This window comes from Streptomyces kronopolitis, assembly GCF_050953795.1.
In the GTDB taxonomy this organism is placed as follows: domain Bacteria; phylum Actinomycetota; class Actinomycetes; order Streptomycetales; family Streptomycetaceae; genus Streptomyces; species Streptomyces kronopolitis_A.
In genome coordinates this window covers 7,689,018-7,711,499 of the sequence record NZ_CP191850.1, presented here as the reverse complement: position 1 = coordinate 7,711,499, position 22,482 = coordinate 7,689,018, and the positions used below count along the sequence as shown (strand labels likewise).

Here is a 22,482-nt window from a genome sequence, read left to right as displayed (position 1 = left end):
GGGCGGGGGTTCGCGGGGTCCGTAGTGGCGGGGTTTCGCGGGCCCCCCGGTTCCACAGTTCCCCGATTCGGGAACACTAAGGTCCCCCCTAGTCACCGGCGGCGCATGATATGCGCCGTACCGGCAGGACAGAGAGCCGGCTTTCTCCGCGGAGGCCAGGAATGCGTGACCCTTCCGAGCGTCGGCTCTACACCAGACCCCTCTCGGCCGAGGAGTGGCTGTACGTGGGCATGGGTGGCCGGAACACCATCCAGCACGTCATCGAGGGTGACGGGGCGCTGGACGCGAAGGAGCTGGGCGCGGCGGTGGCGGTCGCCTCGGCGGCGTGCCCGGGTACCCGGCTGCGACGGGAGGGCCGCCAGTGGGTGGACAGCGGGACCGCCCCCCTGGTGCACGTCCTGCCCGGCCCGTTCGACGGGCGGCTCCTGGACTCCCCCGCGCTGCGCAAGCCGCTCAGTCCGTCCGGGCCGACCTGCGAGGTGCTGCTCGTTCCCGGCGATCCGGCCACCGTGATCTTCCGGGCCTGCCACGCCGTGACCGACGCCCGGGGCCTGCTGCCCTGGGCCGTCGACGTGTTCCGGGTGCTGCGCGGCCAGCAGCCGCTGGGCGCGCCCGACCGCCTGAACAGTGACGAGTTTCTGCAGCAGCTCGACCTTCCGGACGGGCTGCCGCCGATCCCGCAGGGTGTGGGGAAGCTGGAGTGGCCCTCCCCCCTGGGGCAACTGCCGCGAAGACGGGGCGGGTTGCTCTGGCGGCGCCGGACCGTCGAGGGCAGCCACCCGGCGATCACGGCCAAGGTGACCACCGCGCTGGCCGCGGCCTACGGGCCGGACGGCAGGGGCCAGTTCTTCGTGCCGGTCGATCTGCGCCGCCATGACACGGCGGTCCGGTCCACGGCCTGGCTGTCCCAGGCGCTGGTGCTGGACGTCGGCCCCGGGGACGGGTGGGAGGAGACGCATCACCGGATGCTCACCGCGCTGTCCGCGAAGGAGGAGCTGGCGCTGCGCACCGAGCCCCGCCTGCTGCAGGCGCCGTTGCCGGTGCTGCGCCTGATGTCGGCGGCGGTCGACCGGGCTGCCGTCCGCAAGGGCCGGTTCTCCGCACTCGGCTTCGTGACACATCTGGGCGCCTTCGGCCTGGAGGATTTCAGCAGCGCCGGCTTCCGGGCCAGGACGCTGTACACGCTGGGCGGTACCGGCCCGGGCAGCCCGCCGTCGATCGAGATGATGGAGAGCGAGGGCCACACCGAGATCACCTTGGCGTGGCAGGCCGGCCCCGGTGTCGCGGAGCGCGCCGAGGTGCTGCTCGATCGTGTGGAGGAGGCGCTGTCGCCCCGTGCGCACCGCCACTGGACGGGCAACGACACCGCGCGGGCGCTGCCGACGGACGCTTCGGTGGTGCAGCTGTTCCGTGAGCAGGTCCGGCGAACCCCCGACCGGGTGGCGCTCAGCGGGCAGGAGGGGCCGGTCACCTATGCCGAGCTGAGCCGCCGCGCGGACGCCGTGGCCGCCGAGCTGGCGCGGCGCGGCGCCGGCCGGGGCAACGTCGTCGCCCTGCTCGCCGACCGGTCGGTGGCGGGTGTGGCGGGGCTGTGGGGGGTGCTGCGGGCCGGGGCCTGCTATCTGCCGGTGGACGCTCAGCATCCCGACGCCCGTCTGGCGGGGCTGCTCACGGACGCGGGGGCCGCCTTCTGCCTGGTGGAGCGGCAGTACGCGCAACGCGCGTGCCTGCCGGAGGGGTGCGTGCCGCTGGTGCTGGACGAGCTGATGGCGGCGGCCGGGCGGGAGGGCCCCGGCGACGGCGGTTTCCTGGACGCCGAGGTGGCGCCGGACGACCTGGCGTACATCATCTACACCTCGGGCTCGACGGGCCGCCCCAAGGGCGTTCAGATCGAGCACCGCAACCTTCAGCACTACGTCCACTGGGCGACCCGGGAATTCGGGGTGGACGGCGACACCCGCCTGCCGCTCCTCACCTCGCCATCCTTCGACGTCTCGGGCACGTCCGTGTTCCTGCCGCTGCTGGCCGGCGGCGAAGTGATCCTGCTGCGCGACGAGCCCCATCACCTCTCGCTGCGGCGTCTGCTGGAGCACTCGGGCGCCAATACGCTGAACCTCACGCCCTCCCACCTGGACCTGATCGGACAGCTGGACGTGCACCCGGCCGGCTTCCGCACCGTCATCGTGATCGGCGAACAGCTGCGGGTGGAGGTCGCGGCGCGGGCCCAGGAGATGTTCGGGGCCGGCTGCCGGATCGTCAACGAGTACGGGCCGACCGAGGCGACCATCGGGTGCACGGCGTACACCTTCCGGCCGGAGGAGGACCGCGGGCGGGCCGTGGTGCCGATCGGGATGCCGGCCGACAACACCCAGGTGTTCCTGCTCGACGCGCAGCGGCGGTTCGTCGCGCCCGGTGAGGTGGGCGAGATGTATCTCGGCGGGGTGCAGCTGGCCCGCGGCTATCGCGGACGGCCCGACTTGGACCGCGAGCGTTTCCCCGTCCTCGCGGACGGCACCCGGGTCTACCGCACGGGTGATCTGGCGCGGGTCCTGCCCTCGGGTGGGCTGGAGTTCATCGGGCGCATCGACAACCAGGTCAAGGTGCGGGGCCACCGGGTGGAGCCGGCAGAGGTGGCGCAGTGCCTGGAGGACCATCCGGCGGCCGACCGGGTCGTGGTGGTGGCGCGGGCCAGGCCCGGGCGGCCCGGCAAGTCGCTGTTCGCGTACGTGCTGTCCCACGGGGACGTGACGGCGCAGGAGCTGACGGCCTTCGCCACCGAGCGGCTCCCCGGGTACATGGTGCCCGCCGCGGTGCTCCTCGTGTCGGAGCTGCCGTACACGGTCAGCGGGAAGGTCGACGAGAAGGCGCTGCCGGACCCGTTCGCCTCGGACCCGGCGGCCGGGGCGCCGGTCCTCGGGGGTGCGGCCGCGCCGGTGGATCCGGTGGAGGAGGCGGTGGCCCGGGTCTGGGCGCGCACCCTGGGTGTGGAGCGCTGCCGGCTCGACGGGCAGGCCGACTTCCACCGGATGGGCGGTGATTCGCTGTCGCTGCTCGCGATGGTCGCCGGTGTCTGCCGCGATGTGCTGGACTCCGGCCGGGAGGAGGTGTTCATGGCTCAGCTCGCCACGATCATCAGTGATCCGACGCTGGAGCGGGTGGTGGCCCTCTCCCGCGACGCGGCTGCCGGGGACCCACAGCCCCAGCTCTGACGACCCACCGGCCCCACCGCTCCGGATGGCCGCCGACGTTCAGGCGGCCTCCGAAGCGGTCACGTCATCCTCACACTCAGTACGTCACCGTGATCCGACGGCCCGGCCCGTCCACCCGCACCGTGCCGCCGTAGGGGATCACCACCTGGGGATCGGTGTGGCCGAGGTCCACGTCGAAGACCGCCATCGTGTGCGGGGCGTACGCCGCCAACGCGCGCAGGACCGCCTCGCGCTGCTCGACGGCGTAACGGCGCTTGGCCTCCGGGCCGTTCGGCCGGTCGAAGGACCAGGCCTTGGCGCGTCCCATCAGCAGGGCGGGGAAGCGGGCGAGCAGGCCGCGCTCGCCCATGCTGCGCAGGATGTGGAAGACGTCCTCCGCGGCGGGCAGCTCTTCGGAGGTTTCGAGGAACAGGACGCCGCCCTCGTACGCGGCCGGATCGCGGTCGATCTCCCGGTCGGCCATCAGCAGCCAGGACAGGATCTCGATGTTGCCGCCCCAGGACGGACCCTCGACGACCCGCTCGGGCCGGTGCCAGATCCACCCGTCGGCGGGCTCCGACTCCGGCTCGACGCGGAAGGTCTCGGGGTCCGCCCAGTCGCGGTCGGTGTCCCTGAAGCGCTCGGCGGCCCGCAGTTCGTAGGGGCCGGACGTGAACAGGGCCACGCGCACCGAGTCCGCGGCCATCGGGTGGAGGGCGTACGGGCGGCCGATCTCGGTCATCAGGCAGGCTCCGTGATAGCCGACCATGCCGAGATTGCGCAGGAACATCAGCAGATTGGTGTTGTCGCTGGTCCCGAAGAACGGCTTGGGGTGGGCCCGGATCAACTCCCGGTCCAGCAGCGGCAGCACGGTGATCTGATCGCTGCCGCCGATACTGGCCATCACCGCCTTGACGGTCGGATCGGCGAACGCGGCGTGAATGTCGTCGGCCCGCTCCCGAGGTGTGGACCCCATCCGCCGGGTGGCCGGATACTCCACGGGTTCCAGCCCGAAATCCTCCCGCAGCCGCCGGAGCCCCAGCTCGTAGGGGAGCGGAAGAATTCCCGGCAGGCCGGAGGACGGCGAGATCACCGCGATCCGGTCTCCGGGCACGGGCTTGGGCGGATACACAGACGTCTTCATGCACAGGAGAGTAGGGGCCCAACTTCCCTTTCCTCACCTGCATTTCACCACGTTGTGATCAACTGGATGATGACCTCGTCCTGGACCGGCCAACAGGTACGCCTGCCTGGGATCGAGCTCGATGACTGGCGAGGATTCATGCGCTTCGCCGCGGACGAGGAGCGGTTGGGCGACCTGCTTGCTACGACCGGTGGGAAGGCGCCGATGGCGGGTGAGTGGTGATGCTCGGCGTACCAGATCCGGTGGTAGCCGAGCCTCTCCATCGCCCGGGCGAAGGGGGTGGTGTCGCGCAGGGTCTCCACGGCCCGGGTGCCCGTTTGCACCATCGCGACTTCAGTGCTGACAGAGGTACTTCGATCATGCCGTCAGCATAAGGATCGAGGGTGCGAGGAGGGGGTGTCTATTTCCTGTTCGCCGCGCTCACGCTCACGGTGGCGTGGCGAGTTAGCCGAGTCCGCCTCGGTGGGGGCCGGCGCAGCGAGACCGCACCACGCCCTTGTCGGCGAGGAGGGCGTACACGGCGGCCGCGGTCTGGGTGACCGACATGTGGTGGGTGATCAGGCGCAGGTCGGGGTCGGCCGGTGGCTCGTATGACGCGTCCGGTGGTGGCGTGGGCGCGGTGGGGCCGGCTTCCCCGGCGGCGGGGCGGCGCTTCGCGCAGACCGACTGCGGTGCGTCCAGGTGGATTTCCACGTAGGGGGTGCCGGTCGCCTCGTGGCGGCGGCGGACGGCGGCGCGGCCGGCCGCGCCGGGAGCTGCGGCGGACACCAGGGTGAGGAAGCCGTTGCGGGCCAGGACCTCGGCGGCGAGGCCGGTGCGCTCCGTGTGCCGGTCGGGGTCGTCGCGGGCGGGTCCGGTGGGGAGCGTCGCGTGCCGGGGGTCGCCGTCGAGGATCTCCACCCGGTGGCGCCGTGCGCGCAGGGCGCCGGCGAGAGCCTGCGCGACGGTGGTCTTGCCGGCGCCCGGCAGTCCGGTGAACCAGACCGTGGCGCCGGCACATCCGCATCTGAGATCGTCGTCGTACATGTCAGCGCTTCTCCTGCGGTACGTCGAAGCGGTCGTAGTAGAAGGCGAAACGTTCCCTGAGTTCGGGGACGTTCAGGGCGAAGTCCTCGGCGGCGTAGCGGTGACGGCCGCTGCGGTGATTCTCGGCCGTGGCGTACGCGCGCATCACCTGCTCGGTGCTGTCGTCCAGTTCGCGGCCGGCCACCTCGTACACCCGGCGGACCTCACGGATCGGGTCCTCGACGAGTGGGCGGAAGAGCACGTCCACCACCTGGTGTTCACGGCCGGCGCGGTCCCGCAGCGAGGCGCGCAGGGAACGCTCGATGATGTCGGCGGCGAACTTCCCGATGAGGTGGGGGTCGGGGTGGGCGAAGTAGACCCTGGCTCCGTAGGCGACCATGTTGCTGAAGGAAATCACCGAGGTGACCGGGTCCCGGTGGGTCTGCACCACGGTGGCGTCATCGAAGGCGCCGAAGAGCGGGAGCAGCATTTCGGCGTGGCCGGGGGACTTCAGCACCCAGCGGTCACCGGCCGGGCGGCTCCACTGGAGGAACTGCAGCATCCGTTTGAAGTAGCGGTAGCCCTCGGTGTGATCGGTGGTGGTGTACCACCGGGTGTACGCGGGGACCAGCCCGATGTCCTCGTACATGGGTGAGCAGTGGCTCACCGACAGCAGCAGGTTGTCCTCTTCGGCCTCGTCGTGCACCAGCTCGTGCATCGCGGCCTGTTCGGGCAGGATCCGGTTCGTCATCCCGACCTCGACCCGGCTGGCCTGGATGCGGGGGTCGGGGTCCTTTCGCGCGGCGGTCAGATCGCCGTCGGGCAGGGGGTGGGTCGATTCCCACAGCGGGAGGGAGCGGGAGAGCGGGTCCCGGGCGATGAGCCGTTGCAGGAAGGTCGTGCCGGTGCGCGGTGCGCCGGTGATGAACAGCGGTGCGGGTACCGGTGCTTCGAAGATCTCCGGGCGCCGTGCGGACAGTTCCGCCAGGCGCATCCGGGTCGACAGGTTCTTGACCAGCTGGCTGTGCAGCATGAAGCGGCCGTTCGCGCTGAGCCGGACTTCCTCGGTGAGCGAGTGGCACAACAGGGCCAGCGGCTCCTCGAAGGCGCTGTCCGCGGCGGCGGCCGGCACCTTGGCCTTGCCGGCCGCCTTGCGCTTGAGCGCTTCGGGTTCCAGCGGCCACAGTCGCGGCGCCAGCGGCCCGAGCAGTCCGTTCACTGCCCTGAGCGGCCACGGGAGGCGCGGGTACGCGAGAAAGGTGCCGCGCGAGGTGAGGTCTTGACGTTGCGGAAGCGGCACGTGCGTCAGCATCAACTTCTCCCCTGGCGGTGAACCGATCGACGGCATTCTGGTCACGCGCTGTGCACACCCGGCAAGGTCGTTCCGGAATAACTAGAAGTTCTCCTGGGCTTGTGGGGCGCACTGCGACGGCCGCCTCCGGACGGCTGTCGGACTGCCCGCGAGGCGCCGTGGGAAGCCGGCGTGACCGGCACGCAGCCGGGTGGGCGCGCCCCGCGTCGTTCCGCTGCGTGCGCGCCCATCCGGCTGCCGGAAACCGTGTCGCGGCTGCGCTCAGGCCGCCCGGTCGTCCTTCGGCCCCGCTGCGGCCCTGGACCTGCCCGGCCGCCGTCCCCGCCCGGGGAAGAGCAGCTGGAACACCCCGGTCCGGTGCAGGATGATGTGCGTGATCACTTGGAGCACGAGGTAGGTCACGAAGTACAGCGCGCCGTCGAGCGCCGGCACCGTGTCGACGGACAGCGTGTAGGCCATGATCACGCGCAGCGCCGCGTCGACGAGCAGCCCGCAGCCCCAGAGCACGGTCAGGCCGCGCCAGATGCGCCGGAACTGCGGATCGGTACGCCAATACCCTTCCAGCGCCTCGGATTTGCCCGGGAGCAGCGTCTTCAGCGCGCGGTAGGTGAAGGGGCGGGAGGTGAACAGCGAGCCGAGGATCCACAGGGCGATCAGCCCGGTGAACCAGCCTCCTCTGGCCAGGGCCAGGCGGGGGCTGCCGGAGATGAGGGAGCCGAGGCCGGCGAGCACGAGGATGGCGATGACGAACAGGCCGATGCTGTCGACCTTGCGCTGTTTGACGATGGAGTAGCCGGTGCTGAGCGCCGGCGCGGCGGCGCTGATCAGCAGCGCCGCCAGTTCGCTGCAGCCCGCGCTGCGCAGCACGTAGTAGAGCCCCACGGGAAGGGCGACATCGCAGAGCAGGGTCACCGCGAACTGACGGCGGGCTGCGCGCTGCTCGCGTTGGTTGCTGTCTGGTGTCAACTCGGTCTCGTCACGCAGTGCAGCCATCGCTGCTCCTTGAGTCGTCTGTTGCTGCCCGTCCGTGCGGGATCGGACCACTCTTCGAAGAGTCTGCGCCACCGGAGCCCGATCGGCCCCGGGACCGGCGAACTGACCTCCGCAACGAGCACCCAACGATGAGTTGCATAGCTAAGCAAAAACTAGCACACGCAAGCAGACGCGGCGACCCCTCGCGGGAGTGGTGCGGTGGCGAGGCCGGGCCCGGGGCGCAGAGCCTGCCACCGGCAGGTCCCGGAGGTGGCCTCGGCATGCGGGTTCTGGAGCATTTTCCAGAATGCGTCCCGGAACCGCGTGGACCCGGGACTTCGGGATTAGGGTCACCGGCAGTTACCTGGCGGGGCTCGCCGCGCGTGGCGTGGGATCACGACGCCGGTTCCGATCCGGTCCAGCCGATGGTGGAACGCGACCTGGAGAATCCATGATCATCGAAGACTGCCGTATCTGCGGCAACCGCAACCTGCTGCCCGTCCTCGACCTGGGCCCGCAGGCTCTCACCGGCGTCTTTCCCCACACCCGGGACGAGGACGTCCCGGCGGTCCCCCTCGAACTCCTCAAGTGCTCACCCGACGGCTGCGGCCTCGTCCAGCTACGCCACACCGCCGACTTCGGGCTGATGTACAACGAGAACTACGGCTATCGCTCCGGGATACGCCCGTTCATGGTGCAGCATCTGCACGGCAAGGTCGCGGCGATCACCGACCTGGTCGACCTGGGCCCCGACGACCTCGTCCTGGACATCGGCAGCAACGACTCCACCCTGCTGCGCGGCTACCCCGCGCCCGGCCCGGCGCGGGTCGGCATCGATCCGACCGGACGGAAGTTCCGCGAGCACTACCCGCCGGACGTCGAGCTGATCCCCGACTTCTTCTCCCGCGACCTGTTCACCGACCGGTTCGGTGCCCGCCGCGCCAAGGCCGTCACCTCCATCGCGATGTTCTACGACCTGCCGCGGCCGATGGCGTTCATGCAGGACGTGTACGACGTCCTCGCCGACGACGGCGTCTGGGTGATGGAGCAGAGCTACCTGCCCGCGATGATCGAGGGCACCGCCTACGACGTGGTGTGCCACGAGCACCTGGAGTACTACGCGCTGAGTCAGATCGAGTGGATGGCCGAGCGCGTCGGGTTCACGGTCCTCAAGGCCGAACTCACCGAGGTCTACGGCGGCAGCCTCTGCGTGACCCTCGCCAAGCGCCCCGGCCGCTACCCCGTCGACGAGGCCGGGCTGGCCGCCGTCCGCGCCCGGGAGACAGCGCTCGGGCTGGACACCATGGCCCCGTTCGAGGCATTCGCCAAGCGGGTCCACGGCTACCGCGACGGCCTGCGTGACTTCCTCGACGAGTCGCGCAAGGCGGGCAAGGTGACCCTCGGGTACGGCGCTTCGACCAAGGGCAACGTCATCCTGCAGTTCTGCGGGCTCACCGAGGACGACCTGCCGTGCATCGGCGAGCCCAACGTGGAGAAGTCCGGCTGCTTCACCCCCGGCACGAAGATCCCCATCGTGTCCGAGGAGGAGGCCAAGTCCCGCCGCCCCGACCAGCTGCTGGTCCTGCCCTGGATCTACCGGGACGGCTTCATCGAGCGGGAGCGCGACTTCGTGGCCGGCGGCGGCAAGCTGGTGTTCCCGCTGCCCGAACTCTCCGTCGTCTGACCGTGCCGCTCCGCCCGGCGAGGACGGTCCGGATCCGGCACTAGGGAATCTTCCACATGGGCCCCGCCCATACTGAGGCAGCCACAGCCGGGTCCGGCCCGTCCCTCCGGCCGGAACACACGGACCGTGCGCGGTGCCGCGACGAGCCGCACCCGCCTGCGCAAGGCACAGACCAGTTTCCGAACGTGGTGGGAGCGCGAAAACGTGAGTGACATCAGGCGCAGCACCGAACCGAACCGGCCGCGGCGGCCCCGGGCGTGCCCCGCGGCACCGTCCGTACACGACGCGACGGGCAGGTGAGCGCGATGCGTACCCGAGAACTCGCTGTCGCCGGCGGATTCGAGTTCACGCCCGACATCCACTCGGACCACCGCGGGCTGTTCGTCTCACCGTTGCAGGACGAGGCGTTCCTCGCTGCGGTCGGCCACCGGTTCCCCGTGGCACAGACCAACCACAGCCGGTCGGCCCGGGGCGTGCTGCGCGGTCTGCATTTCACGGCCACTCCCCCGGGCCAGGCCAAGTACGTCTACTGCGCGCGGGGGCAGGCGCTGGACGCCGTCGTGGACATCCGGGTGGGCTCCCCCACCTTCGGTGAGTGGGACCTCGTCAAGATGGACTCGGAGTCCTTCCGCGCCGTGTACATCCCCGACGGGCTCGCCCATGCGTTTCTCGCCCTTGAGGACGACACGGTCATGTCGTACCTCGTGAGCAGCGCCTACCAGGCCGAGCTGGAGCAAGCGATCGATCCGCTCGACCCCGCGATCGGGCTGCCCTGGCCGCCCGAGGTGAAGTTCCAGCTGTCCGCGCGGGACACCGTGGCGCCCAGTCTGGCGGAGGCGGAGGCCAAGGGCATGCTGCCGCAGTACGCCGACTGCCTGCCGGCCGTGCCGGCCGCCGACCGGGGAGGAATCCGGCTCGGTGAGTGAACGGAAGGGTGCCGCGGCACCGATCACGCCGTCCCCCGGTCCCGTGCGTGTGGCGGTGCTGGGGGCGACCGGTTGTGTGGGCCGGCACCTGTGTGCGGCCTTCGCGGCCGAGGGCGGCGAGGTCGTCGCGATCGCGCGCCGCTATGTGCCGCAGGTGGCCGCGCACCGGTTCCTGGCCCTCGATGTCGCGGGCACGCCCAGCGAGGAGCTGGCCCGGGTGCTGTCCCGCGAGAACGTCGATGTCGTGGTCAATGCCACGCTGGGCTGGGGTGAGGAACTCCACTACACCAACGTGCAGTTGGTGGAGCGGCTGATCGGCGCGCTGGTGCGGCTGCCCGACCCGCCCCGGCTGGTCCACCTCGGCACCATCCACGAGTACGGCCCGGTCCCCTTCGGGACGTCCATGGACGAGGAGACTGAGCCCGCTCCGGAGAACCCCTACCCGAAGGCGAAGCTCGTCGCCTCCCGGAAGGTGCTCGACGCCGTCCGGGACGACGCCCTCGACGCCGTGGTCCTGCGGGTGGCCAACACCCTGGGGCCGCACCCCGCCCTGGAGAGCTTCTTCGGGTCGCTGGCGGTCCGGCTCCGCGGCGCCGACGCGGCCACGGGCATCGAGCTGACCATCGCCGACGCCCGGCGTGACTATGTCGATGTCCGGGACGCGGTGGACGCCGTGGTCCGGGCGGCCCGGATCACCCGCGCCGACCCTTTGGTCAACATCGGCTCCGGCCGGGCGAGGAGCGTACGGGAGCTGGTGGGCGAGCTGGTCGCGGCCGCCGGGCTGCCCCCGGAGACGATCCGCGAGCAGCGCGGTGAGGTGCACAGCAGGGGCGCCGACTGGATCCAGGTCGACATCGCGCGTGCCGGACGGCTCCTGGGCTGGCGCCCCCGGTACACCGTCGGGGAGTCCATGCGGGCCATGTGGGAGACCGTGTGCGCGGACCAGCCGCTCCCGGCCCGGCAGCCAGGCTGAGTGCCGCCCCCGCGCCAGTTTCCCGCGGGGGCAAACGCTAGGGATTTGCCGGGTAGTTCGTGCTCGGCGCGACAGGGCTCGAAGTGTTTGCTCAGCCATGTCAGAATATGCTCACGCGAGCAAATCATTCGAGTGCGCGGTGGACGACGGACGAGATTCGCATCCGCGAGGCAGGAGGCCGCCATGACCGCCCCCATCATCAGCGCCAAGGGGCTCGCCCGCACGTACGCGACCAAAAAGGGCCCGGTCGAGGCGGTGCGGGGCATCGACCTCACCGTGGCTCCCGGGGAGATCCTCGGCTTCCTCGGCCCCAACGGTGCCGGCAAGACCACCACGATGCGCATGCTCACCACACTGCTGCCGCCCACCGGGGGAACCGCCACCGTCGCCGGGCACGACCTGGCGAGCGATCCCGCCGGGGTGCGCCGGCGCATCGGCTATGTTGCCCAGGTCAGCGGGGTCGACCCGGCCATCAGCGTGCGCGAGGAACTGGTCACCCAGGGCCGGCTGTACAAGCTCGGCAAGTCCCACGCCAAGAACCGGGCGCGGGAGCTCGCCGAGGACCTCGACCTGGCCGACCTCCTCGACCGGCCCACCCGCGCGCTCTCCGGGGGCCAGCGGCGCCGCCTCGACATCGCCCTGGGCCTGACCCACCGGCCCGAGCTGCTGTTCCTCGACGAGCCGACGACCGGACTCGACCCCGGCAGCCGCTCCGACGTCTGGGATCTGGTGCACCGCATCCGCGCCGAGGGCACCACGGTCTTCCTCACCACCCACTACCTCGACGAGGCGGACGTCCTCTCCGACCGGCTCGTCGTCGTCGACGACGGCCTGGTCGCCGCCGAGGGCACCCCGCAGGAGCTGAAGCTGCGGTACACCGGTTCGGAAACATCCAGCCTGCGCGAGGCCTTCCTCGCCATCACGGGCCATCACACTCCCGCTCCCGAAGCTCCTGTCGCTGTCTGACCGAAGCGCTCCCCACGGAGGTTGACTTGCCGCACTCGTCCCCCGCCGCGCCCTCGGTGCCGACCGCATCCGAGCCCGTGGCGGTACCGCCCCGACGCCATGCGGCCAGGAAGAGTTCCGGCCTGGCCGACCTGGCCGCCGACACCCGCCTGATCCTCGGCCGCTATCTGCGGCAGACCCTGCGCGCCAAGATCGGCCTGGTGGTGGGCGTCCTCATGCCGCTGCTCGTGCTGTTCTTCTTCGGCCCCCTGCTGACGCACGTACAGCTCGGCACCGGCGGTGACGCCTGGCAGACGTTGGTGCCGGGCCTGCTGGTGCAACTCGGTATGTTCAGCGCCGCCTTCGCCGGCATCGGCATTCTCATCGAGAAGCAGCACGGGGTGATCGAGCGGATGCAGGTCACGCCGGTCAGCCGGCTGGCCCTGCTCATGGGCCGGGTCCTGCGCGACGTGGTGCAGATGCTGGCCCAGTCGCTGCTGCTCGTACTCGCGGGGGTGGCGATGGGACTGCGCGCCCCGGTGCTCGGCGTCCTCATCGGCTTCCTGTTCGTCGCCGTGCTCACGGTGGCACTGGCTTCGCTGTCCTACGCGCTGGCCATGCGGCTGAACTCGCCGGAGGAGTTCGCCCCCGTGGTCAACACCATCAACCTGCCGGTCATGCTGCTCTCCGGCATCCTGCTGCCGATGGCACTCGCTCCCGGCTGGCTCGACCTGGTGTCGAAGTTCGTACCGCTGCGCTACCTGGTGGAGGCGGTCCGGGCGGCGTTCCTCGGCCAGTACAGCAGCACCACGATGATCCGGGGCGCCCTGGTCGCGGCGGTACTCGCCACGGTCGCGGTCTTCCTCGGCGCCCGGATCTTCCGCAAGGCGGGGGCCTAGACACGGTCCGGCGGATCGGCTTCGCGGTCCGGGTCCGGAGGCCGTGGAGGCAGGAGCGGTCACCTTCGAATGGACGCTCATGACGGCCGGCCCGGATTCCCTCCCGGCTACCGGTTCGTGGCGCCCGCGCCACGAGAGGAGGCGGTCACGGCAGGGGCGATGCGTGCCCTGCCGTGACCGCCTCCTCCATGTGACGTGTCCGCTCCGTCGGGAGTCGCACCCCTGACCGTACCGGTGAGCTGGCCGGCGCGAGTGGACCGTGCGGGGCGGTGGGTCAGGAGTCGATCCAGTGGTGTGACCGGACGAGTTCCATGATGCGCTTGCGAACCTGTACGAGCTGCGCCGCCGTCAGGGTCGGGGCCGCGTCGAGCAGGGCCTCGGTCAGTTCACCGCGGAATTCGGCGGCGGTCAGGATCTCGCACACCAGCTCCTCGTCCGACTCGGCTGCGGCGGACCGCTCCGCGGTCACCGCGCCGGGAGCCGGCCGTCGCACGGTGGTCGTGCGCGCCGGTTCGAGCAGCTGCACCTCGCCGGCCTTCAGTCCGCGGTCCCCCACTTCGGTGGTGTACTCCACCCGCAGTCCGCTGCGGAACAGATGCTTCTCGTCGCACAAGTCGTTGGCGTGCACGAAGACGTCCTCACCGCCGGCGTCCGGGGCGATGAAGCCGTAGCCCCGCACGTCGTCGAAGCGCACAACCGTACCCGTAGCCACCTCGGGCTCCCCTCATCTCAACCATCAGCACACACACCGCACACGCTCCCCAGGGGCGTCCCGCGGCGTCACTCACGCACCCGTCACATCGGGTGTCAGACGGACCACGGGGGCAGATCCAGGATCTTCACCACACTCGCCGTGCAGATCCACCCGGGCCCCTGGGACACCAGCAGGACGTTATCACCAGCGGTCACTTCGCCGGTGCGCACCAGATGTTCCAGGGAAATGAAGACATCGGCCCCGCCGACGTGCCCGACCGACCGCCCGTAATCGAAGCTCGAACGCGACATGGGAAGGCCGAGCGGCATCATGGTGGCGAATTCGACCATGCGGCCGTCCATGTTGATCGGGATGACCTTGGCGAGGTCGGAGGCGTTCAGATCCGCGTCGACCAGGGAGCGGTGAATGATGTCGAGGTTGAAGAGTGTGATCTTCTCCAGGGCCTCGGACAGCGGCATTTCGGTTTCGTTGAACTGCTCGGCCCGCTCCGGCATCGTGGGGACCGGCTCCTCGCGGTCCAGCATTCCGCCGTTGCCGCGGTGCCATTTCTCCAGTGCGTGCAGCACCCCCGCGTTGAGGGAGCGCACCTGCGCGAATCCCTCGTCGGCGCTGAGCAGGACCGCCATGGCGCCGTCGGAGAAGAAGTAGGACTGGCCGAAGCCGTCGTTCCAGCGGTCGGCTCCCGGAGCGGTGAAATTCTCGCCCGAGGTCAGCAGGACCGCTTCGGCCTCCGCGGCGCCGGTCAGCTGGCCGATGGCCACCTCCAGCGCCCCCAGCATGCCGTTGCAGCCCTGCTGGAGGTTTTGCGCAGGAACGTTTTCGAGGCCCAGCTCCCGCATGATGTAGCCCGGCGGATAACAGCCGACCGGGCCCTGGTAATTGACCGAGCTGTGGATGTGCGAGCTGATCGTCTCGATGTCCAGCTTCGAACGCTCAAAGGCCGTCCGGGCGGCGGAGACCGCCATGTCCATCGCCGGAATGTCCCCGCCGATGTGGGCACCGGTCAGTAGGTTGCTCCGCGGAATCTCCGGGTCCAGGATGCCGTCGGCGACCGCCTGCTCCGCGCTCGCCCATTCCGGAAGGAATGCTCCCAGCGAGTCGATGTAGACGTCTTCCACCTTCATGAACATTCTCCTCTGTGCGTGCTGGCGGGCCCGGTCAGCATTCGAGAAGCTCTCGCTTGAGGTGCTGGGCCAGGGCGCCGGGGTCGGCGAAGTCGAATATCACCGCGGGCGGCAGGGTGAGCTTTGTCGCCGCGTTCAACTCGTTGCGGACGGTCAGCGCCGTCAGGGAGTCGAAGCCGAGATCCTTGAATTCCTGCTGCGCGCCGATCGCGTCGGCGGAGGCGTGTCCCAGTCCCGTGGCCACCAGCCGGCGCACGAGGTCGAGGAGGGTCGCGTCCCGTTCGGCGTCGGTCATCGCGGCGAGGCGGTGCTTGAGTTCGGAGGCTTCCGCGGGCGCGTTCCGCGCGGCGGGCCGCGACGGACCGGGCACCGTGGCGCGCAGGGCCGACGGCAGGTTGCCGGCCGCGGCCTGGCGGCGGAGTTCGGCGGTGTCCAGCCGTGCCGCGACGGGGTTGGGGTGGTCCAGCCCGCAGAGCGCGTCGAAGAGCTCCAGGCCCTCGGCGAGCGGGAGCGGGCGCACCGGCAGCCGCGAAGTGCCCGCGGTGGTGATGTCCCTGCCGGCCCACAGGCCCCAGGCCAGGGAAGAAGCCGGGATGCCTTGCGCGCGGCGGTGCCGGGCGAGGGCGTCCAGGAAGACGTTGGCCGCGGCGTAGTTGCCCTGCCCGGCACCGCCGAGGATCCCCGCGATGGACGAGAACATCACGAACGCGGAGAGGTCGAGGTCCTTGGTCGCGTCGTGCAGGGCGAGCGCGGCGTCGACCTTGGACCGCAGCACGGCGTCCAGCCGTTCCGGGGTCAGGGACAGCACGATGCCGTCGTCCGTCACCACCGCGGTGTGCACCACGGCCTTGAGGGGACGGTCGGCGGGCACCGTCGCCAGCAGGCCGGCGAGTGCCTCGCGGTCGGCCACATCGCAGGCCGCGATGGTCACGCGGGCACCCAGGGCGGTCAGTTCGGCCTCCAGCTCGGTCGCGCCGGGGGCGTCGGGGCCGCGGCGGCTGGTGAGCAGGAGGTCGCGTACCCCGTGTTCGGTGACGAGGTGGCGGGCGAGCGCGGCGCCGAGCAGGCCGGTGCCGCCCGCGACCAGGACGGTGCCGTGGGTGTCGGTGAGCAGCGGGGCGCTGTGCCGGGGGGCGGCGAGCCGGGTCAGACGCGGGACGCGCAATGCGCGTTTGCGCAGGGCGAGTTGCGGCTCCTGGGAACCGATGACCTTGAGCAGGGTGCGCCAGGCGGGCTTGCTCGCGTCGGTGTCGACGAGGGTGAAGCGGCCGGGGTACTCGGTCTGCGCGGACCGGATCAGCCCCCGGACGGCGGCCGTCGAGAGGTCCGGTGCGGCGTCGTCGTCCCAGGCGGCCACCGCGCCTTGCGTGAGCAGGATCAGCTTCGAGGCGGCGAAGGCGGGTCCGGTCAGCCAGTTCTGTGCCCGGGCCAGCGCCTGCCGGACGCCGTGGTGGACCGCGTCGGCCGGGTCGGTGGTGGTGTGGTCGGCCGCGGGGGCGGAGGTCATCACCACGCAGTCCGGTACGGCGGCGCCGCCGTCGATCTCCTTGGCGAGGGTGTCCAGGTCCGGGTAGGTCTCGGCGTACTGTCCGGCACTCATCAGGCCGGATCGCGCGCGCAGCGGGTCCTCGCCGACGACGGCCCAGGCCGAGGGGGTCTCCGCCGCGAGGGATGCGGCCGGTATCTCGGTCCATTCCATCTGGAAGAGGCTGTCCTGCTGGGCCGCGGCGGCGCCCCTGATGGCGCGGGAGGACACCGGCCGGGTGTCGAGGGACTCGACGCTCAGCACGGGCCGGCCGGTCGCGTCGGCGGCGGCGACCGTCAGGCCCCCGGAGGCGGTGGGGGTGAGGCGTACCCGCAGGACCGCGGCGCCGGCGGCGTGCAGGGTCACGCCCTGCCACCGGGCGGGCTGTCGCGCCTGCTGATCGTCGCCGGTGAGTCGGCCCGCCCACACGGGGTGCAGTGCGCAATCCAGCAGGGCGGGGTGCAGGCCGAACGCCGTGGCCCGGGCCGTGCGGTCCTCGGGCAGGGCGACCTCGGCGAAGAGGTCGTCGCCGCGCCGCCACACGGCCCGCAGGCAGCGGAAGGCGGGGCCGTGGTGGTAGCCGGCGCCGGCCAGGGCGGCGGCCACCTCGTCCGTCGACACGGGGGTCGCCTCCGCCGGGGGCCACACCTCCAGGTCCCAGGCAGGTGTGGTCCCGTCCGACGTCAGGGAGCCGGTGGCGTGGCGGGTCCACGGCCTGCCGGTGCCCTCGTCGTCGCGTCGCGAGTGGATCGCGAGGGGCCGGTGGCCGGAGTCGTCGGGGGCGCCGACGGTGGCCCTGAGCTGGACGGCGCCCTGCGCGGGAACCACCAGCGGTGCGTCCAGGGACAGCTCCGCCAGCCGGTCGCAGCCCGCCTCGTCACCGGCGCGCAGCGCCAGCTCGACGAAGGCCGGGCCGGGTAGCACGGTGCTGCCCGCGATGCGGTGGTCGGTGAGCCAGTCGTGGGTGCGGGCCGACAGCCGGCCGGTGAGGAGCAGGGCTTCGGATTCGGGGAGTTCCACGGTCGCGCCCAGCAGCGGGTGCTGCGCCTCCGTCAGCCCCAGGGCGGAGACATCGCCCGCGCCGTCGGGGGGCGCGAGCCAGAACCTGTCGCGCTGGAAGGCGTAGGTGGGCAGGTCGAGGCGGGGTGCCGCGTCGGCGGGGAACGCCGGTCGCCAGTCCACGGAGGCGCCGTGTGCCCATGCCGCGCCCAGCGACAGCAGGAAGCGGTCCCAGCCGCCGTCGTCGGTACGCAGTGACGGCACGGCCGCGGCGGAGGACCCGGCGGACTCGAAGGTCTCCTGCAGGCCGACCGCCAGGACGGGGTGCGCGCTGGCCTCCACGAAGATCTCGTACCCGTCGGCCAGCAGGACGCGGGTGACGGCCTCGAACTCCACGGTCTGCCGCAGATTGCGGTACCAGTAGGCCGCGGTCAGCTCCGGTCCGTCGACCTGTCCGCCGGTCACCGAGGAGTAGAACGCCACCTCGCACTGTTGCGGTGACACCGGAGCCAGCAACTCCAGCAGCTCGTCCTTGAGTTGCTCGGTCGCCACGGAGTGTCCGGCGAAATCGACCGGGACCCGGCGCACCCGTGCCCCTTCGCCCTCCAGTACCGCCCTCGCCTGCTCGACGGCCTCCGCGTCACCGGAGATCACGGTGGAGGAGGGGCCGTTCACCGCGGCGACGCCGATCTGACCGTGCCAGCGCTCCAGGTGGGACCGCACCTCGTCCGCGGGCATGCCCACCGACGCCATGCCGCCGGTGCCCGCCACCCGGGCGATCGCCTGGCTGCGCAGCGCGACGACCCGTGCCGCGTCGTCCAGGGTCAGCGCCCCGGCCACGCAGGCCGCCGCGATCTCGCCCTGGGAGTGCCCGACCACCGCGTCGGGCCGCACACCGAACGAGCGCCACAGCTCCGCGAGCGAGACCATGACGGCGAACAGCACCGGCTGCACCACGTCCGCCCGCTCCAGCCCGGGTGCACCCTCGGCCCCCTCCAGCACGTCCGTCAGCGACCAGTCGACGTAGGCCGACAGGGCCTCCTCGCACTCGGCCAGCCGGTTGCGGAAGACTTCCGAGGTGGCTACCAACTCCCGCGCCATACCGGCCCATTGGGAGCCCTGGCCGGGGAAGACGAAGACGGTGCCGCCCGGGCGCGCGGTTGCGCGCACCACCCCGGCGCCGGCCTCACCCCGTGCCAGGGCGTCCAGCCCGGCCGACAGCCCCGCGCCGTCGGCGACGACCACGGCACGGTGGTCCAGGGCGCTGCGGGCGAGCAGTCCGAGACCCACTCCGACCGCCGTCGCAGGAGCCGGTTCGGCTCCGGTCGCGGTCTGTGCTTCGGTGAACTCCCGGAGCCGTGCGGCCTGTCCGGCCAGTCCCTGCGGCCCGCGGCCGGAGATCACCCAGGGGAGCACACCGGTCTCCGTGGCCGGCCGTGGTGTCGTGCCGCTCTCCACGGGGGCGTCCGGTGCCTGCTCCAGGATGAGGTGCGCGTTGGTGCCGCTGGCACCGAACGAGGAGACCGCGGCGCGCCGGGGCCGGCCCGTCGCCGGCCAGCTGACGGGCTCGGTGAGCAGCCGTACCCCTCCGGCGGACCAGTCCACATGGGGTGAGGGTTCGTCGATGTGCAGGGTTTGCGGCAGTACGCCCCGGCCGAGGGCCTGCACCATCTTGATCACGCCGGCCACGCCGGCCGCCGCCTGGGTGTGGCCGATGTTCGACTTCAGCGAGCCCAGCCACAGGGGCCGCTCCGGCGCCCGCCCGTGGCCGTAGGTCGCCAGCAGCGCCTGCGCCTCGATCGGGTCGCCCAGGGTGGTGCCCGTCCCGTGGCCCTCGACGGCGTCCACCTCGTCGGGGGTCAGGCCCGCCCGGTCCAACGCCTGGCGGATCACCCGTTGTTGGGCCGGCCCGCTGGGTGCCGTGAGGCCGTTGCTCGCGCCGTCCTGGTTCACCGCGCTGCCCCGTACGACGGCGAGTACCGGATGCCCCAGCCGGCGGGCGTCCGACAGCCGCTCCAGCAGCACCAGGCCCACGCCCTCGGAGAAGCCGGTTCCGTTGGCCGCCGAGGAGTACGCCTTGCAGCGTCCGTCGGCGGACAGCGCGCCCTGGCGGCTGAATTCGACCAGCGCGGTCGGCGCGGTCATCACCGTCACCCCGCCGGCCAGCGCGAGCGAGCACTCCCCCTGCCGCAGCGACTGGGCGGCCAGGTGGATCGCCACCAGCGAGGACGAACAGGCGGTGTCGACGGTGAGGGCGGGGCCCTCCAGACCGAAGCTGTAGGCGATCCGGCCGGACGCGATGCTGATGGCGCTGCCGTTGGCGAGGTGCCCCTCCAGGTTCTGTGCCGACCGGTCGTGCGGTCCGGGGCCGTAGCCGCCGTGCATCACCCCGGCGAACACCCCGGTGCGGCTGCCCTTGAGGGACGCCGCGTCGAGACCCGCGCGTTCGAAGGTCTCCCAGGCCGTCTCCAGCAGCAGCCGCTGCTGGGGGTCCATGGCCAGTGCCTCGCGCGGGGAGATGCCGAAGAAGGCGGCGTCGAAGCGGTCGGCGTCGGCCAGGAACGCGCCTTCGTGGGCGTCGGACCGGCCGGCGGCGGCCGGGTCCCGGCCCAGGAGCCGATCCAGGTCCCAGCCGCGGTCCGCCGGCAGCGGACCCACCGCGTCGGTCCCCTCGGCGACCAGCCGCCACAGGGCTTCCGGGGAGTCGCTGCCGCCCGGGTAGCGGCAGCCCATCGCGACGATCGCGATGGGCTCGTCCGGATCCGCGGGCGACGGGGCCCGCGCGGCCTCCTCCTGCGGTGCGTCCAGCAGCTCGACGTGCAGATGTCCCGCGAGCGCGGCGGGGGTGGGGTAGTCGAAGGCGATCGCGGCCGACAGTCGTTTGCCGGTGAGGGAACGCAGCCGGTCGCGCAGCTGGACCGCGGCCAGCGAGGTGAAGCCCAGTTCCTTGAACGCCTTGTCCGGTGCGACGTCGTCCGCGGCGCCCAGGCCGAGGACGTCGGCGACGGCCGAGCGGACCATCGTCAGCAGTGCACGGTTGCCCTGGGAGCCGTTCAGCCGGCGGGTGAGCAGTTCGGCGGCCCGGTCGGCGGAGCTGTGCGCCGGGGAGAGCGCCTCGGTGCGCAGTTGCGCCAGGGGGTTGACCGCCAGCAGCCGGGCCGGCAGCTTCGCCAGTTCCTGCCGGGCGATCTTCCCGGCCGGGGTGCGCGGGACTGCGGCGATCTCGTGGAGCGCGTCGGGCACCTTGTAGGCGGACAGCTGCTCCTGGCAGGTGGCGAGGACGAGGGCGGGGTCGATGCCGTCGGGGCCCGGTACGAGGTAGGCCACGGGGACCTCGCCGAGGACCTCGTGCGGGGTGCCGGCGACCGCGGCCTCCGCCACACCGGGGATCTGCTGGAGGACCTCTTCGACCTCTCCGGGATGGATGTTCTCGCCGCCGCGGATGATCAGTTCCTTGACCCGGCCGGTGAGGGTCAAATAGCCGGCGTCGTCGAGGCGGCCGAGGTCGCCGGTGCGGTACCACCCGTCGGACAGCACGGCGGCCGTGGCCTCGGGCTGCTGGTGGTATCCGAGCATGAGGGCGGGGCTGTCGACCCACACCTCTCCCTCTTCGCCGGTGGCGACCTCGTCCCCGGTGTGCGGGTCGGTCAGCCGCAGTGCGAGGCCGGGCAGCGGCAGCCCGCAGGAACCCTCCACCTGCGGGCCGTCGGGGAGGTTCGTGGTGATCGCGCCGCCGGTCTCGGTGCTGCCGTAGCTGGCGAGCAGGGAGATCTTGAAGCTCTCCTGGAAGGCGTGGTGCAGCCGGACCGGGCAGGCGGAGCCGGCCACCAGGCACAGCCGCAGGTCAGGAGCGGCGAAATCGCCGTCCCGGGCCGCCTCGACCATGTGGTGGAAGAGCGTCGGTACGCCGACGAGGAAGGTGCTGCGCTCGGCCTGCAGGGTTTCCAGGACCTCGTCGGCCGCCAGCCCCTGCATGAGGTGCGCCGTGGCGCCGACGGCCACGACGCCCAGCAGGCACACATTGTGCGACACCAGGTGGAACAGCGGCAGCGGCCAGAGCACCCGGTCGGCGGCGGACAGGCCCAGCACCGGTGCGGTGCACGACGCAGTGGCCCACAGGGACCGGCGCTGGGTCGACAGCACGCCCTTGGGCCGGCCGGTGGTTCCTGAGGTGTAGAGCATCCAGGCCGGCTCGTCCAGGCCGAGGTCGTCACGCGCCGGGGTGGCCGGTTCGGTGCCGGTGAGGGTCTCGTAGTGCACGGTGCCCGCGGGGCCCGCGCTGTCGCCGGTGACCACGACGCGCAGGGCGGGGCGCCGCGGCAGCATCCGCAGCACCTGGTCGGCCTGGGCCGGGCCGGTGATGATCACCTGGGCGTCGCTGTCGTCGAGCAGATAGGCCAGCTCGGCGTCGGAGGACTGGGGGTTGAGCGGCACCCCGACGGCGCCCGCCCGGGAGGCCGCCAGGCAGCTCTCCGCCATCTCCACGCAATTGCCCAGGTAGACGGCCGCCCGGCCGCCGCGCTCCAGGCCCAGATCCGCCAGGTGCCCGGCCAGCCGTGCGGTACGGCGTGCGAGTTCCGCGTAGGTCACGCCGCGCCGCGCATCGGAGAAGGCGGTCTTGTCGGCGAACCGGACGGCGTGCTCGGTGAGCAACTCGTGCACCGGGCGGATCAGTTCGGTGCGCATCTTGGCACTCACGTCTTTCGCGCTCCCACCACTTCGGAAACAGGTCCTTGCCCCGGGCAGGCGCAGGCCGTCCGGGCTGCCCGAGCACCTGGCTCCGGGCGCGCCGGGATCATCCCGTCCGCTCTGTCGAGACCGCCCTCGCGAAAGGCCTCACCGGAACGTCATGCACCTTCGGGAGGGAGAACACCTTCCGTCGCTCCGACCGTGGAGAAGCGCCGTCCCCCTGTCCGGCCCCAGTATGGTCAGCGGCGATGTGGGACATTCCCTAGTGTCGGCCCCGCCCGGGGCGCCTGTGGCGGGGTGCCGCACACCCTCTATGGCACTCCCTAGACTTCACGGGCCCTACTGGCACCTTCCGGGCCCGGCGTGCTGAGCTGATGACCCC

Annotated in this window: 14 protein-coding genes; 7 read left to right on the top strand and 7 right to left on the bottom strand. The window is 71.7% G+C overall.

Going from position 1 to position 22,482, the window contains the following annotated elements:
* Positions 1–161: 161 nt before the first annotated feature.
* On the top strand, positions 162–3,209 hold the full coding sequence (locus ACQP17_RS33610) for an amino acid adenylation domain-containing protein (RefSeq protein WP_433859698.1): 3,048 nt from the start codon (positions 162–164) through the stop codon (positions 3,207–3,209).
* Positions 3,210–3,285: 76 nt separating this feature from the next.
* On the opposite strand, the gene ACQP17_RS33605 is transcribed toward ACQP17_RS33610, so the two are convergent.
* Complete coding sequence (locus ACQP17_RS33605; protein WP_433859697.1) at positions 3,286–4,332, bottom strand: S66 family peptidase; 1,047 nt, start codon at positions 4,330–4,332, stop codon at positions 3,286–3,288.
* Positions 4,333–4,386: 54 nt separating this feature from the next.
* On the opposite strand from ACQP17_RS33605, the gene ACQP17_RS33600 reads away from it, so the two are divergent.
* Positions 4,387–4,554 carry a hypothetical protein gene (locus tag ACQP17_RS33600; protein ID WP_433860091.1) on the top strand — a complete coding sequence of 56 codons (168 nt, stop codon included), beginning with the start codon at positions 4,387–4,389 and terminating at the stop codon, positions 4,552–4,554.
* 222 nt (positions 4,555–4,776) lie between these two features.
* On the opposite strand, the gene ACQP17_RS33595 is transcribed toward ACQP17_RS33600, so the two are convergent.
* The 3 genes from ACQP17_RS33595 to ACQP17_RS33585 form a co-directional block, all read right to left on the bottom strand.
* Complete coding sequence (locus ACQP17_RS33595) at positions 4,777–5,358, bottom strand: adenylyl-sulfate kinase (RefSeq protein WP_433859696.1); 582 nt, start codon at positions 5,356–5,358, stop codon at positions 4,777–4,779.
* Between the two features lies 1 nt (position 5,359).
* Positions 5,360–6,649 carry a sulfotransferase family protein gene (locus ACQP17_RS33590; RefSeq protein WP_433859695.1) on the bottom strand — a complete coding sequence of 430 codons (1,290 nt, stop codon included), beginning with the start codon at positions 6,647–6,649 and terminating at the stop codon, positions 5,360–5,362.
* A 261-nt stretch (positions 6,650–6,910) separates the two neighbouring features.
* On the bottom strand, positions 6,911–7,642 hold the full coding sequence (locus tag ACQP17_RS33585) for a VC0807 family protein (RefSeq protein ID WP_433859694.1): 732 nt from the start codon (positions 7,640–7,642) through the stop codon (positions 6,911–6,913).
* A gap of 430 nt (positions 7,643–8,072) precedes the next feature.
* Between ACQP17_RS33585 and ACQP17_RS33580 the strand changes: the two genes are divergently transcribed.
* From ACQP17_RS33580 to ACQP17_RS33560, 5 genes are all read left to right on the top strand, one after another.
* A complete protein-coding gene (locus ACQP17_RS33580) occupies positions 8,073–9,305 on the top strand; it encodes a class I SAM-dependent methyltransferase (RefSeq protein ID WP_433859693.1) in 1,233 nt (410 codons plus the stop codon).
* A gap of 305 nt (positions 9,306–9,610) precedes the next feature.
* A complete protein-coding gene (locus ACQP17_RS33575) occupies positions 9,611–10,231 on the top strand; it encodes a dTDP-4-dehydrorhamnose 3,5-epimerase family protein (RefSeq protein ID WP_433859692.1) in 621 nt (206 codons plus the stop codon).
* Positions 10,224–11,204, top strand: a complete 981-nt coding sequence (locus ACQP17_RS33570; RefSeq protein ID WP_433859691.1) for an NAD-dependent epimerase/dehydratase family protein — start codon at positions 10,224–10,226, stop codon at positions 11,202–11,204. Before ACQP17_RS33575 ends, ACQP17_RS33570 begins: the two co-directional genes overlap by 8 nt.
* A 183-nt stretch (positions 11,205–11,387) precedes the next feature.
* Positions 11,388–12,170, top strand: coding sequence for an ABC transporter ATP-binding protein (locus ACQP17_RS33565; RefSeq protein WP_433859690.1), 783 nt, complete (start codon positions 11,388–11,390; stop codon positions 12,168–12,170).
* Positions 12,171–12,292: 122 nt separating this feature from the next.
* Complete coding sequence (locus tag ACQP17_RS33560; RefSeq protein WP_433860078.1) at positions 12,293–13,048, top strand: ABC transporter permease; 756 nt, start codon at positions 12,293–12,295, stop codon at positions 13,046–13,048.
* A gap of 274 nt (positions 13,049–13,322) precedes the next feature.
* On the opposite strand, the gene ACQP17_RS33555 is transcribed toward ACQP17_RS33560, so the two are convergent.
* The 3 genes from ACQP17_RS33555 to ACQP17_RS33545 all read right to left on the bottom strand — a co-directional run bounded on the left by ACQP17_RS33555 (position 13,323) and on the right by ACQP17_RS33545 (position 22,097).
* Positions 13,323–13,760 carry a cold-shock protein gene (locus ACQP17_RS33555; RefSeq protein WP_433859689.1) on the bottom strand — a complete coding sequence of 146 codons (438 nt, stop codon included), beginning with the start codon at positions 13,758–13,760 and terminating at the stop codon, positions 13,323–13,325.
* Between the two features lie 95 nt (positions 13,761–13,855).
* Complete coding sequence (locus tag ACQP17_RS33550; protein WP_433859688.1) at positions 13,856–14,887, bottom strand: ketoacyl-ACP synthase III family protein; 1,032 nt, start codon at positions 14,885–14,887, stop codon at positions 13,856–13,858.
* A gap of 34 nt (positions 14,888–14,921) precedes the next feature.
* Positions 14,922–22,097, bottom strand: a complete 7,176-nt coding sequence (locus ACQP17_RS33545; protein ID WP_433860077.1) for a type I polyketide synthase — start codon at positions 22,095–22,097, stop codon at positions 14,922–14,924.
* Positions 22,098–22,482: the final 385 nt, after the last annotated feature.

What these genes read in the sequence shown, in the direction of transcription:
- ACQP17_RS33610 (WP_433859698.1), top strand. Translation starts at nt 162, where the DNA reads ATGCGTGACCCTTCCGAGCGTCGGCTCTACACCAGACCCCTCTCGGCC.
- ACQP17_RS33605 (WP_433859697.1), bottom strand. Translation starts at nt 4,332, where the DNA reads ATGAAGACGTCTGTGTATCCGCCCAAGCCCGTGCCCGGAGACCGGATC.
- ACQP17_RS33595 (WP_433859696.1), bottom strand. Translation starts at nt 5,358, where the DNA reads ATGTACGACGACGATCTCAGATGCGGATGTGCCGGCGCCACGGTCTGG.
- ACQP17_RS33590 (WP_433859695.1), bottom strand. Translation starts at nt 6,649, where the DNA reads ATGCTGACGCACGTGCCGCTTCCGCAACGTCAAGACCTCACCTCGCGC.
- ACQP17_RS33585 (WP_433859694.1), bottom strand. Translation starts at nt 7,642, where the DNA reads ATGGCTGCACTGCGTGACGAGACCGAGTTGACACCAGACAGCAACCAA.
- ACQP17_RS33580 (WP_433859693.1), top strand. Translation starts at nt 8,073, where the DNA reads ATGATCATCGAAGACTGCCGTATCTGCGGCAACCGCAACCTGCTGCCC.
- ACQP17_RS33575 (WP_433859692.1), top strand. Translation starts at nt 9,611, where the DNA reads ATGCGTACCCGAGAACTCGCTGTCGCCGGCGGATTCGAGTTCACGCCC.
- ACQP17_RS33565 (WP_433859690.1), top strand. Translation starts at nt 11,388, where the DNA reads ATGACCGCCCCCATCATCAGCGCCAAGGGGCTCGCCCGCACGTACGCG.
- ACQP17_RS33550 (WP_433859688.1), bottom strand. Translation starts at nt 14,887, where the DNA reads ATGAAGGTGGAAGACGTCTACATCGACTCGCTGGGAGCATTCCTTCCG.
- ACQP17_RS33545 (WP_433860077.1), bottom strand. Translation starts at nt 22,097, where the DNA reads ATGCGCACCGAACTGATCCGCCCGGTGCACGAGTTGCTCACCGAGCAC.